The sequence below is a fragment of the Flavobacterium soyae genome, assembly GCF_021245985.1.
GTDB lineage: Bacteria > Bacteroidota > Bacteroidia > Flavobacteriales > Flavobacteriaceae > Flavobacterium > Flavobacterium soyae.
On the sequence record NZ_JAJQXA010000009.1, the window covers coordinates 59,434 to 72,335 of the forward strand.

Annotated in this window: 15 protein-coding genes; 14 read left to right on the forward strand and 1 reads right to left on the reverse strand. The window is 31.6% G+C overall.

Annotated features, from left to right (window positions below; translation table 11 throughout):
- Positions 1-19: 19 nt before the first annotated feature.
- The 9 genes from LUU93_RS12835 to LUU93_RS12875 all read left to right on the forward strand — a co-directional run bounded on the left by LUU93_RS12835 (position 20) and on the right by LUU93_RS12875 (position 8,716).
- The gene (locus tag LUU93_RS12835) at positions 20-784 is read left to right on the forward strand and encodes an alpha/beta fold hydrolase (protein ID WP_232681525.1); all 765 of its coding nucleotides are present in this window, start codon (positions 20-22) and stop codon (positions 782-784) included.
- Between the two features lie 132 nt (positions 785-916).
- The gene (locus tag LUU93_RS12840) at positions 917-1,852 is read left to right on the forward strand and encodes a sterol desaturase family protein (RefSeq protein ID WP_232681526.1); all 936 of its coding nucleotides are present in this window, start codon (positions 917-919) and stop codon (positions 1,850-1,852) included.
- Positions 1,853-1,937: 85 nt separating this feature from the next.
- Positions 1,938-2,282 carry a phage holin family protein gene (locus tag LUU93_RS12845; protein WP_232681527.1) on the forward strand — a complete coding sequence of 115 codons (345 nt, stop codon included), beginning with the start codon at positions 1,938-1,940 and terminating at the stop codon, positions 2,280-2,282.
- Between the two features lie 115 nt (positions 2,283-2,397).
- Complete coding sequence (locus LUU93_RS12850; RefSeq protein WP_232681528.1) at positions 2,398-3,720, forward strand: trigger factor; 1,323 nt, start codon at positions 2,398-2,400, stop codon at positions 3,718-3,720.
- Positions 3,721-4,036: 316 nt separating this feature from the next.
- Positions 4,037-4,711 (forward strand): ATP-dependent Clp endopeptidase proteolytic subunit ClpP, encoded by a 675-nt coding sequence (gene clpP, locus LUU93_RS12855; RefSeq protein ID WP_073489064.1) that lies wholly within the window; start codon positions 4,037-4,039, stop codon positions 4,709-4,711.
- Positions 4,712-4,875: 164 nt separating this feature from the next.
- Positions 4,876-6,108, forward strand: a complete 1,233-nt coding sequence (gene clpX, locus LUU93_RS12860) for an ATP-dependent Clp protease ATP-binding subunit ClpX (RefSeq protein ID WP_073489066.1) — start codon at positions 4,876-4,878, stop codon at positions 6,106-6,108.
- Positions 6,109-6,297: 189 nt separating this feature from the next.
- A complete protein-coding gene (locus tag LUU93_RS12865; RefSeq protein ID WP_232681529.1) occupies positions 6,298-7,770 on the forward strand; it encodes a hypothetical protein in 1,473 nt (490 codons plus the stop codon).
- Positions 7,771-7,777: 7 nt separating this feature from the next.
- A complete protein-coding gene (locus LUU93_RS12870) occupies positions 7,778-8,347 on the forward strand; it encodes a hypothetical protein (RefSeq protein WP_232681530.1) in 570 nt (189 codons plus the stop codon).
- 87 nt (positions 8,348-8,434) lie between these two features.
- Positions 8,435-8,716, forward strand: a complete 282-nt coding sequence (locus LUU93_RS12875; protein ID WP_232681532.1) for a hypothetical protein — start codon at positions 8,435-8,437, stop codon at positions 8,714-8,716.
- 689 nt (positions 8,717-9,405) lie between these two features.
- Here the strand turns inward: LUU93_RS12875 and LUU93_RS12880 are convergent.
- Entirely contained in the window at positions 9,406-10,371 is a 966-nt protein-coding gene (locus LUU93_RS12880; RefSeq protein WP_232681533.1) for a GlxA family transcriptional regulator, read from the reverse strand.
- Positions 10,372-10,514: 143 nt separating this feature from the next.
- On the opposite strand from LUU93_RS12880, the gene LUU93_RS12885 reads away from it, so the two are divergent.
- The 5 genes from LUU93_RS12885 (at position 10,515) to LUU93_RS12905 (ending at position 12,892) form a co-directional block, all read left to right on the forward strand.
- Positions 10,515-10,925, forward strand: coding sequence for a VOC family protein (locus tag LUU93_RS12885; RefSeq protein ID WP_232681534.1), 411 nt, complete (start codon positions 10,515-10,517; stop codon positions 10,923-10,925).
- Positions 10,926-10,971: 46 nt separating this feature from the next.
- A complete protein-coding gene (locus tag LUU93_RS12890) occupies positions 10,972-11,376 on the forward strand; it encodes an SRPBCC family protein (protein WP_232681535.1) in 405 nt (134 codons plus the stop codon).
- 109 nt (positions 11,377-11,485) lie between these two features.
- Positions 11,486-11,893 (forward strand): VOC family protein, encoded by a 408-nt coding sequence (locus LUU93_RS12895; RefSeq protein WP_232681536.1) that lies wholly within the window; start codon positions 11,486-11,488, stop codon positions 11,891-11,893.
- Between the two features lie 2 nt (positions 11,894-11,895).
- Complete coding sequence (locus tag LUU93_RS12900) at positions 11,896-12,339, forward strand: SRPBCC family protein (RefSeq protein ID WP_232681537.1); 444 nt, start codon at positions 11,896-11,898, stop codon at positions 12,337-12,339.
- 115 nt (positions 12,340-12,454) lie between these two features.
- Positions 12,455-12,892, forward strand: coding sequence for a VOC family protein (locus LUU93_RS12905; protein ID WP_232681538.1), 438 nt, complete (start codon positions 12,455-12,457; stop codon positions 12,890-12,892).
- Positions 12,893-12,902: the final 10 nt, after the last annotated feature.

The window sequence follows — 12,902 nt, forward strand, 5'->3', positions numbered from 1 at the left end:
ATATTTAAAGTAAAATTAAATGTTATACTCAAAAATAGAAGGTGAAGGAAAACCATTTATTATCATGCACGGATTTCTTGGAATGTCTGATAATTGGAAAACCTTAGCAGGACAATATGTCGAAGCCGGATTTCAGGTTCATATTTTAGATTTAAGAAATCACGGACGCAGTTTTCATTCAAACGAATGGAGTTATGAAGCAATGGTACAGGATGTATATGAATATTGCCAGGCAAATCAATTAACAAAAATCGATATTCTTGGACATTCGATGGGAGGAAAAGTGGCTATGCTTTTTGCAGCGACACATTCTGATCTTGTAGATAAATTAATTGTGGCAGATATTGGCCCTAAATTTTACAAACAGCATCATCAGGATATTTTGGCAGGTTTAAACGCAGTTGACTTTTCTGTAAAACCAAGCCGAAATGATGTTGAAGCAATCGTTGCACAATATGTTTCAGATTTTGGAACGCGCCAGTTTTTATTGAAAAATTTATATTGGAAAGAACCGGGACAACTTGCTTTCCGTTTTAATCTTGAGGTTTTCAACAACAATCTTGATGCTATCGGGAAACCTTTGGCAGAAAATTTAGTTTTTAATAAACCAACATTATTTATTAGAGGAGGAGAATCTGGATATATTTTAGATACAGATTTAGATGAAATAAGAAAACAGTTTCTGAATTTTAAACTAGAAACTATTCCTGGTGCAGGACACTGGCTTCATGCCGAAAATCCAAAAATGTTTTTTGAACTGACAACAGCTTTTTTGAAAGGGTAAATTATTATATTTTTTTATTTTCAGCAATATAGTATTAGTTGGAAATCAGAGAAACCAAAAAATAAGAATTAACCTACATATAAACATTAAAATTCATAAATTTGCTTTTTGAATTTTAATGTTTATAATTTAATGGATTTCAATTTTTATAATTTATTTGAGGAAAGTGGTTTAGGATTGATTTATTTGTATTCCTCTCCATTTTTTGCCCTTTTGATTTTTGCCGAAATGCTCTTTAGTCATTTTGGTAAAAAAAAACTGTATACTAAAAATGACATTTTTGTAAATGTCACATTTGCGGTGTTTAATTTTGCATTAGATTTTATAATGAAATCATTTGCTTTTGGGGTTATGTTTTTCTTTTTCCAACACCGCATTTTTTCTTGGAATACTCACATTTGGTATTACTGGGCAGCTGTTTTTTTACTGCAGGATTTCGCTTATTATTTACTGCATGTTGTAGATCATAAATCACGTTTTTTTTGGTCAGTACATATTACGCATCACAGCTCAGAATACTATAATATTTCTACCGGATTTAGATCGCCTGTTTTCCAGCCGCTTTACCGCTATTTGTATTTTTCCCCTTTGGCTTTTTTAGGTTTTAATCCCTGGCATATTATGGGAGCTTACGCATTGTTTCAGGTTTATGGAACTTTAGTACATACACAAAGTATAAAAAGTATGGGTATTTTAGAATGGGTTTTAGTGACACCATCGCATCATAGGGTACATCATGCCAGAAATATCAAATATTTAGACAAAAACATGGGAATGGCATTAATAATTTGGGATAGGATGTTTGGAACTTTTCAGAAAGAAGAACCAGAAATACCCGTAAAATTCGGAATTTATCCAAAGCCAAAAAGCGATGGTGCCTTTGAGCTTTTATTTTACGAATGGAAAAAAATGTGGCAAGATATAAAACAGCCTAATATTGGCTGGCAAAACCGATTGAAATATATGTTTTATGCTCCTGGCTGGAAACCAAACGGACAAGGAAAAACAGTAAAAGATTATCAGAGAGAATATGAATTGAAGCAAATTAATATGCCAAAACAGCCTTGAATTTTAATTCAACAAGCCATTTCTGAACAAAGGATACGATTAGAAAAAAATCATTACTTTTATTAAAATTTTAAAAGAAAAAGTTATGAAATTAATACTAAGACTTCTTGTCACAGCAGCTTTAGTCTTGTTGATCGCAAATTTTTTACCAGGAGTTCATGTTGCCAGTTTTGCCACGGCTGTTATAGTTGCAGTGGTTCTAGGATTGTTAAATGTTTTTATAAAACCAATTTTGGTAATATTGACTTTTCCGGTTACAGTTATCACGCTGGGACTGTTTTTATTGGTTATTAACGCAATTATTATTCTGTTATGTACTTATATTGTGGGAGGTTTTGCAGTCGAATCATTCTGGACAGCTTTGTTTTTCAGTATTATTTTGTCTATTCTTCAGTCAATTACTTACAAAATATTAGGAGACGATAAATAAAACAAAATTAAAAGCACATAAAACTGCTTCAAATACAATAGATTAAAAACTTGGTTGGGTTGCAAAAATTTTATAATTTTGCGACCCAATTTTATTATGTAAATTAAAGAAGAAGATGGATATTAAAAGAGTAGCAATAGACGCTGTAAACGAGACAATTGTAATGAACGTTGTTCATATGGATTATAAAGGTCAAGTGGCAAAAAGAATCAACGAAAAATTGCCTTTGGCACAAGTAAAAGGATTTAGAAAAGGACAAGTTCCTAAAGATCTTGTTGAAAAACAATACGGAAAAGGTATTAAACAAGAAGAAATTAAAAAAGTAGTTGATTTGGCTTTAGAGCGTTTTGTACAATCTGAAAGATTAAATCTTTTAGGAACTCCTCTTCCAAAAGTAAACGAAAACCTTGATTGGGATGCAGAAGAATTAACTTTTGAATTCGAAATTGGTTTAGTGCCAAACTTCGAAATTGATTTAGAAGCTAAAAACAATATCGTAAAATATATCGTTACTGCTGATGATAAATTAATAGACGGACAAGTAGAGCGTATCCAAAAGCAATTTGGAAAAGCAATTCCTCAGGATAAAGCAGATGCTGATTCTGATTTAACTGGAACTTTTACAAACGAAGAAAAAGGAATCAGCAATACAACTACAATTTCTGTTTCTACATTCAACAAAAAAGCCGGAGATAAATTCATTGGTAAAAAAGTTGGAGATGTTGTTAAAGTAAGCACAAAAGGTTTATTTGAAGACGATCACCAATTAATGGATTACTTAAAAGTATCTCATGATGATGTTCACGGTTTAGATATCGAAGTTAACTTTACAATCGAAGCTATCAACGGTGCTGAATTGGCAGAATTAAACCAGGAATTATTTGACAAACTTTTTGGTGAAGGAAAAGTAGCTTCTTTAGAAGACTTAAAAGCTAAAATTAAAGAAGATGCTGAAGCTCAATTTGCACAGCAAGCTGACCAAAAATTATTATTAGACGTTCAGGATTTCCTAATCGAAAATACAAAATTTGATTTACCGGCTGAATTCCTTAAAAAATGGCTGCAGACTGTTGGAGAGAAAAAACTTTCTGCAGAAGAAGCTGAAGTTGAATACGCAAGATCTGAAAAAGGTTTACGTTTTCAATTAATTGAAGGAAAAGCAATGGCTCAAAGTAATATCCAAATTACATTTGAAGATTTGAAAGAGTTTACATCAAACGCAATCAGACAGCAAATGGCTCAATTTGGACAAACAAATCCAACTGACGAAGAAGTTCAGGGAATCGTGGCTAGAGTTTTATCTAACCAGGAAGAAGTGAAAAGACTTTCTGAGCAGGTTGTAGCAGCTAAATTGTTAGATTTATTTAAAGAGAAAGCAAATCCAACAACTAAAGAAGTTACTTACGAAGAATTTATTGCAGCTTCTTACGGAGAATAAATTTTAGTCTAAAGGCGAAAGTTATAAAGTCAAAAGTTGACGGGAATACTGTAAAAGCGCTATTTCAAAATTTAAGATTTTATTACAGAAACTGAAAGATAAAAAAAGTTATATTTGAGCGTCAAAAGATATTTTTGACGCTCTTTTTATTATATAATCTTGTAATTTTGAATTATTATTTCTTAAATTTCCAAGTATAAAACTTTAAAAAAAAAAAAGAAGACAAATTGGCATCCTTTATAAAAAGGTATGAACTTTGTTTTAATTCGTTTAAGTCACTTTCAGACTTTAGACTTTCAAACTTTAAACTAAAAATATGAACTACGGTAAAGAATTCAAAAAATTTGCTACAAAGCACCAAGGAGTAAACGCTATGTACTATGACAAAATCATAGCAGCGATGAACCCAACGAATATGACACCATATATCATCGAAGAACGTCAGTTGAATATTTCTCAATTAGACGTTTTTTCAAGATTAATGATGGACAGAATTATCTTTTTAGGAACAGGTATCGACGATCAAATCGCTAATATCGTTCAGGCTCAGTTATTATTTTTAGAAAGTGCTGATGCATCAAAAGATATTCAGATTTATTTAAATTCTCCTGGAGGAAGCGTTTACGCAGGACTAGGAATTTATGACACAATGCAATTTATTAAACCAGATGTAGCTACAATTTGTACAGGTATGGCAGCTTCTATGGGAGCAGTTTTATTATGTGCAGGAGCAGCAGGAAAACGTTCGGCCCTGCCACATTCACGTGTAATGATTCACCAGCCGTCTGGAGGGGCACAAGGTGTTGCAACGGATATGGAAATCAACTTACGTGAAATGTTGAAATTAAAAGACGAATTATATAACATCATTTCTCAGCACTCAGGACAAACTTTTGATAAAGTTCACAAAGACAGTGAGCGCGATTACTGGATGATCGCTGAAGAAGCAAAAGAATACGGAATGATTGATGAAGTGTTGAGAAGGAGTTAAATAAGTTTAAAGTTTAAAGTTTCAGGTTGATGTAGTTGACCTGAAATTTCAAACATTTTAAACTTGGAACAAAAATAAATAAGTTAATAAGTTACTAAGTTTTTGAGGTTTTAGTGATAAATCTCAGAAACTTAGTAACTTTGCAGCTTAGTAACTAAAAAAGAATGGCTAAAGTAGTATTAGAATGTTCGTTTTGTGGAAGAAAAAAGCCAGAAACTAATTTATTAATTGCCGGTATTAATGCACATATTTGTGATAAGTGTATTGAACAGGCACACGGAATTGTTTTAGAAGAACTAAAATCAAGCGGAAGCGCGAAACTTGTTGGCGACTTAATTTTAAAGAAACCAAAAGAAATCAGAGCTTTTCTGGATCAATACGTTATTGGTCAGGACCAGACAAAAAAAGTAATGTCGGTTGCGGTTTACAATCACTACAAACGTTTAATGCAGCAGCAATTAGACGATGAGGTAGAGATCGAAAAAAGTAACATCATTATGGTGGGTCAAACCGGAACAGGAAAAACATTAGTTGCTAAAACAATCGCAAAAATGTTAGACGTTCCTTTAGCAATTGTTGATGCAACAGTATTAACAGAAGCTGGTTATGTAGGAGAAGATGTTGAAAGTATTTTAACACGTCTTTTACAAGCTGCAGATTATGATGTAACCAAAGCAGAAAGAGGAATCGTATTTATTGACGAAATTGATAAAATTGCCCGTAAGAGCGATAATCCATCCATAACACGTGACGTTTCTGGTGAAGGTGTACAACAAGCTTTACTAAAACTATTAGAAGGAACAGTTGTAAACGTACCGCCAAAAGGAGGACGTAAACACCCGGACCAAAAATTTGTTGAGGTAAATACTCAAAACATCCTGTTTATTGCAGGAGGAGCTTTTGATGGAGTAGAACGTATTATTTCTAAACGTTTAAACCGTCAGGCAGTTGGATATTCTACATCTAAAAATGTAGACAATATTGATAAAAATAACCTGCTTCAATATATTATTCCAAAAGATATTAAAGATTTTGGTTTGATTCCGGAGATCATTGGTCGTTTACCGGTATTGACACACATGGATCCTTTAGACAAAGAAACACTTCGTGCTATTTTGACACAGCCTAAAAATGCATTGGTAAAACAATATCAGAAATTATTTTTAATGGATGAAGTTGAATTTACCATTACAGATGAAGCTTTAGACTTTATTGTAGACAAAGCATTAGAATACAAATTAGGAGCACGTGGATTACGTTCGCTTTGCGAAGCAATCCTAACAGATGCAATGTACGAACTGCCAAGTTCTGACGATAAAGTTTTATTAATCGACAAAGATTATGCAGAACATACCTTAAGTAAAAACTTATTGAAGCGAATGGAAATTGCTTCTTAAACCTCTAAATAACTTTGACAAAGTTTCACTTTTAAACCTGCTCATTTATTTGAGCAGGTTTTTTTTATGCAATTTGTTAAGACTTCAACCTATTTTCGAATATTTTCTAAAATCACTAATATTTTATTTCTTTGTAAGAATTTATTTCATATGTTTGTTTTGTAATAATAATCATTCAAAAATAAAATTATGAAGCAAAACATTAAAAAAATTGTGATTTTAAGTGTTATTTCGGTAATTGCTGTAATCTTTTCCAGATGCCAAAACGATGAGTATTTCTTAAAAAATGATGACACAAATTTAGCATCGGCCAAAACATGGTTTAGTAAGTATGAAGGAAATGGCGATAATCTTGAATTGTTTCAAAATTTAAATTATGAGTGGCAAAAAGCCGAAGTTAAAGAAGGCAAGGATGGTACACAATTAATTGTGGTTCCAATTGTAGAGGAAAAAAATGTTCAAGATGAAAACTGGGAACAAAGACTTTACATTTATAAAATAGATAAAAATAATTATAAGGCTTTATTATATGAATTTTATCCTGAAAATTCAGCAAATGCTAATTCAAATGACTTTAACGGTTATATCAGTGTTTGGGATCTAAAAACTGGTTTTATAAAAGCGGCAAAATTTGTAAATGACAAGATTGTAGAAAATGGCGATGTAGAAATTTTATCTAAAGATAAGCTCGCTGTAAAAAATACTACTGCTAAAGTACCTCAAGAATCTAATTTTGATGATGATACATCAGTGACAGTTGGAGGAATACAATTAAGAACAGTAGTTGTTCAAAATAATTATATTGACTCAATGTATTATGTCTCAAGAAGAGGTACGGATTATATGGGTGGGAGTTCTGAAGATTATACTTCAGGTTATGGTGGAGGAGGTGGAGGAAGCGGTAGTAACACGACTGCCTTGACAAATGCTCAAATAACAAAAAAGAATATTAATTCTGACAAATTAGATCTTTGTACAAAATCTGTTTTAGATAAATTAAAGAACTTGAAGCAAAGTGATATTGCTGATATGATTTCAAAATTTGATTCAAATTCTTCGATATTAACAATAAATTTTAAAACTGGAGTTGTTACAAATTCTAATAATGATGCAGAGACAGTAGCGATATCGAATTTTAATTATAATATTACTCTTAACGAAAGATACACTAATGGGGTTCTAGAGGGAGAGATAAATTCTCCACCAACAACTTTATCATTGGCAACTACATTAACTCACGAAATAATTCATGCATATTTGTTGAGTGTTGTTGATGAATATAAAGTGTTAGGAACATCTAAAATTTGTGATTTTCCTACAATTTATGACGCATATATTACACAAAAAATCCCTGCAGGAAGTTCTCAAGCGAAAGTTGATGCCCAACATGAGTTGATTGCTACAAAATACGTAAATTCTATTGCATCAAGTATACAAGAATTTGAGACAGGATTTCCTGTTGTTTCTGGATTTCCTAATCAGGTTTATCTTGATATTGCTTGGGCAGGTCTTGAAGGGACTTACATATTTAATAAAAATTATCCAAACGACCCTAATCATAAAAACTATAAGGATAGAAATAGAATACTTTCGAGAGGGTCAATAGAAAAATATAATAAATCTCGTGGGAATCAAATTCCTGTAGGTAAACCATGTAAATAAATATTAGATGAAAACTAAATTAATACTAGTTTTAATTGTTGTTAATAGCTTTGTTTCTTGTGCACAGACTAATTTGAAAAATTATCAATGTATTGAAGATTATTTGCAAAGCAGAGGTATTGATAATAAAAGACAAGCGATGGTAATTAAAGAAAAGGAGAAAAATAAAAGCGCTTTACGAATTTTTTACGGAGGAGATGAAATCTCAAGTTATTCTATTAATTATAGAAGCCCATTGTTTGAAGAGCAAGCATGGAAAGTAATGTATAAAACTTACTCCACGGACACTATTGTGAAAGATTGGAAATCTGCGGATTTTCCTAATTATAATTTTATTTTTCAAAATAGAAAAGGATTGTGGACTTTTAATTTTTTTGATAAATATGAAAATAATCAAATGGATGTATATTTTATCTCTGAGCCTATGTATTATAAAAATGATAAATATATAATCTTTGAGTTTTCTGAAGGTATTACGGGTACAAGTGGAATTCAAAGAAATCAAATCATAATTATGACAAAAGAAAATGATAAGTGGAAAGTTGTTGAAACTGTTTATGATTATATTTTACATTAATATAAGTGCAATATTTATAATAATATGTGGTGTGTTGTATTAGGAGATTATGAATTATTCTAAAATGGATGAAAGGAGAATACCAAAATGAAAGTAAAAAAATCTATATTAATAATTATAATATTGTTATTCAAAACAATTACAGTCATTGGTCAAAATAGATCAGACGAAACATTAGTTGTAAACAATTTTGTAAAAAATGTTTTTTTTGAAAATAAGTCAGCAAAATTTGTAGCTGATAACTATATATATTTTGAACCGATTAGTAATGTAAAGTATTCCATTGCTGATCGAATAAAAATCCTAAATAGGCATTTGAAAAAAATAAAAAAAGAAAAAAGCTCGTTATTGAATCCTGCCAATTTTTAAATTGTAAGATATGAAGACTACAAAAACGATAAGATTATTTTTTCAAAAAAAACGAATAGTATTTTTATTTTGGTAAGTAAAAGTAATCCTGTGATGTATTTTTCTTTGTTAAAAGAGAAAATATTTGCTTTTGACTATATTATTAAAGGAGGTGGAGTTCTGTTTATAACATATTAGTTTTCAGTATTTAGACTTTGGATGTTTTTACAATGTTTAATGCTTTTTTTTTTAATAATTTAATAATAACAGAAAATGAAAAATAATTTTTTAATATTCTTAATAATTGGCATTTTACTATTTGCTTATTTTTACTTCTCTGATATCTATTTTACTTTAAATATTGGCGATACTTACTATGTTATAAATTATTTTTATCCCATTCTATTTGTTTTAGGAGTTGGAAGCGTGTTTTATTTTTTAAAGCAACTAAAAGATAGAGAGAGTTAGTAATTAGATTGCTTCAATTAAGAAAAAGAAGAAGTCGAGAATAGAAAAATAACGATGCTCATTTTATCAAACCTGTTCATTTATTTGAACAGGTTTTTTTATTTTAAAATTATGAAAATGGAACGTCTCAAATAGCCCTGATCGAAACGGCATCCTTTTGCTGTGTGGTTCACAGCAAAAGATATAGTGCAGAGCAGGACTAAAGGTTATTTTGAAAAGGGAATTTTCTGCTTCTAAAAAAACTACTGAACCCTAAACTTCTCCCGATATTCAATAGGTTTCATGCCTACCATTTTATAAAAAACTTTTCTAAAAGCTTTTGGATCGTTATATCCGGTTTTTTCAATAATTTCTGAAATCGAAAGCTGTGTTTGTTCCAAATATTTCTTTGAGCTTTCAACTCTAATATTCTGCAAATATTCAATTGGCGGAATTCCTGTAACTTGTTTAAAACGTCGTGTCATGTTTCTGGCACTTGTTGGAATATCTTTGGTAATTTCTTCCAGTTTTTCAATGCTGTGATACTGACTTTCAATTTTTTGCTGCAGCATTGCAACCAGAGTGTCATTATGCAAATGATTCGGTCTAAAAGTACTGAAATAACTTTGTTTGTATCGGTTTAAATCAATTGAGAAAATCTTCGCTATTTGCACTGCAATTTCATTTCCGCAATATTTCTGAACCAAAAGAATCAATAAATGAAACGTTGAGGTAGATCCGCCGCTGGTATACAAACTCCCGTCGGCCGTTAAAGTTTCTTCAGGTTTTAATTTCACCATCGGGAAAGCTTTTGTAAAAGCACTGCAGGCATCAACATGGGTAGTGGCCAGTTTTTCATTTAATAATCCCGAAGCAGCAAACAAAAATGCACCCGTACAAAAACTTGCCAATTCAGCTCCAGCCCGATGTTGTTTCTGCAGCCACGGAATAAATTTTTTATTCTTCGCAATCATTTCACTCATATTATCAGTAGTAAAAGCCGGAATCAAAATGAGCTCTAAAAGTTTATCAGAATCCTCGATAGAATTAATTTCATATCCAAACAAATGTTTCTGATTGATTTGTTCTGCCAGTTGAAAAACCATAATTTCAAATGGCTTGTCAGTAGACGGACTTAATTTATTAGCCGTTTCAAAAACTTCTAAAATTGCGGCTATACTTAATAATTTATAGTCGTGAGGAACGATTAAACCTACTTTCTTGCTCATAATCTTGTGGTTTTTTGGAGGATTGACTTTACAACAAAAGTAATAAAAATGTCTTAAATGCCCCTAAAGTTGACTTTTAATGTATCATAAAGCTAATACTAAAGCTCTAAATTTGTTTTAAATAAATTGTAACTTTATATATTATGGAAACGAAAATGTATTTAAATCTAGCTGTAAAAGAGCTAGATAAAGCGATAAAATTTTTTAATGAATTGGGTTTTCCTACGAATCCGAAATTTACAAATGAAAAAGGTGCCTGCATCATTATTGGTGAAAATATCTATCTCATGCTTTTGGTAGAAGAGTTTTATCAAACTTTTACAGATAAGCAGATTTGCAATTCTCATACAACCAGTGAAGCCCTTATTTCTATTTCTCTAGGATCAAGAAAGGAAGTTGATGAAATGATTGAGAAAGCAGTTAAGGCTGGCGGGACTGATTATAGAAAAGCACAGGATTATGGATGGATGTACCAAAGAACTTTTCTTGACTTAGACGGACATCATTGGGAAGTTTTCTACATGGATGAAAGTCAGATACCAGATCATATGTAATTAAAATGGAGTATTGAATAAAGTATAATTTTTAAATATATAAATAATGATAACAGTACAGAATACAATTAATGCATCAATAAACAAAATTTGGGATTTCTGGACACTGCCGGAACATATTACAAAATGGAGTTTTGCTTCTCCGGACTGGCATACACCTTATGCTGAAAACGATATAAAACAAGGCGGAAAATTCAAATCAACAATGGCAGCAAAAGACGGAAGCATGAGTTTTGACTTTGAAGGTGAATATACTTTCGTAGAACCAAATAAAGCAATAAAATATGTAATGGCCGACGGAAGAAAGGTTGAAATTACTTTCAAAGAAACTTTAGACGGAATAGAAGTAACTGAAAGTTTTGACCCAGAAACCCAAAACCCTGAAGAAATGCAGCGTAGAGGCTGGCAGGCAATTTTGGATAACTTTAAAAGTTATGTCGAGGCAAATTAGTTCTTTTAGAGGTTAAAAGCAGCGAAGGCTCAAAGGTTTTTCCCAAATCTTAAATGAGCATAAATCATTTATATGGTTTAAAAAAAAGTTTAACGAAAAACATCAAAATATGACAAAGCAAATATGGTTAAATCTGCCTGTGAAAAATGTGGAAAAAGCAAAAGATTTTTTCTTAAAAATAGGCTTCTTTTTTAATGAGCAGCACGATACACCAAGTTCAACCTGTATGGTTGTTGGTGAAGGACATTTTGTAGTAATGCTATTTGAAGAATCACTTTTTGAAGGTTTTTCGCAAAACAAAATTACCGACACAAAAGCAAGTTCTGAAATTCTGATTTCGATCGATGCCGAAAGTAAAGAGGAAGTTGATGAACTAGCTAAAAAAGTTCAAGATGCCGGAGGAACTGTTTTTTCTGCTCCGGCTGAGAGTCAAGGCTGGATGTACGGCTTTGGTTTTGCCGATTTAGAAGGACATCGCTGGAATGTTTTATTTATGGATTTTAGTAAATTATCTTAATTATGGAAACTTTAGAATTTAAAATAAGAATTAAAGCCCCGGCTCAAAAAGTTTGGGATGTTTTATGGAATGATGAAACCTATAGAAAATGGACAAGTGTTTTTTGCGAAGGATCTCATACCATAAGTACTTGGAATGAAGGCGATAAAATACATTTTATGACACCAAGCGGAGAAGGAATGTATAGTATAATTGAAACAAAAACGCCAAACGAGTATATGGCTTTTAAGCATATAGGCGAGATAAAAGATTTTAAAGAACAACCTCTCAATGAAGAAACAAAAAAATGGAGCGGCGCAATGGAAACTTACAGATTAATTCAAGATGATGAATTTACAGATTTGATTGCTCGTAACGATTCTGTCGAAAAATATGCCGATTATTTTAAAGATGTTTTTCCTAGAGGTTTAGAAGTCGTAAAAGAACTTTCAGAAAAGGGTAAATAGAACAAAGAGAATAGAACAAAGAACAAAGAACAAAGAACAAAGAGAAGAGATTAAATTCTATAACAAAGAACATTAACAATTTATAATTAACAACTCACAATTAAAAAAAAATATCATGACAACAGTAAATCCTTATTTAGTTTTTAATGGAAATTGCGAAGAGGCATTCCTACATTACAAATCCGTATTTGGCGGTGAATTTTCATATATCGGAAGATTTAAAGAAATGCCTGCTGCTGAAGACGGCGGTTGTACCGAAGTTTCAGAAAAAGATGCCAACCGTATCATGCACGTTTCATTGCCAATTGGAAATACCATTTTAATGGGAAGTGACAGCAGCGAACAATCAGGCGATGTGAAATTTGGAGGAAATTTTTCTGTTTCGGTTAATGTAAAAAGCACAGAAGAAGCAGACCGAATCTTCAATGGACTTTCAGAAGGCGGAAACGTTTTTATGCCGATGGATAAAACATTTTGGGGTGCTTATTTTGGAATGTTTACCGATAAATTTGGCATCAACTGGATGGTAAACTTTGACGAAAACCAAAAATAATTTTTTTAGC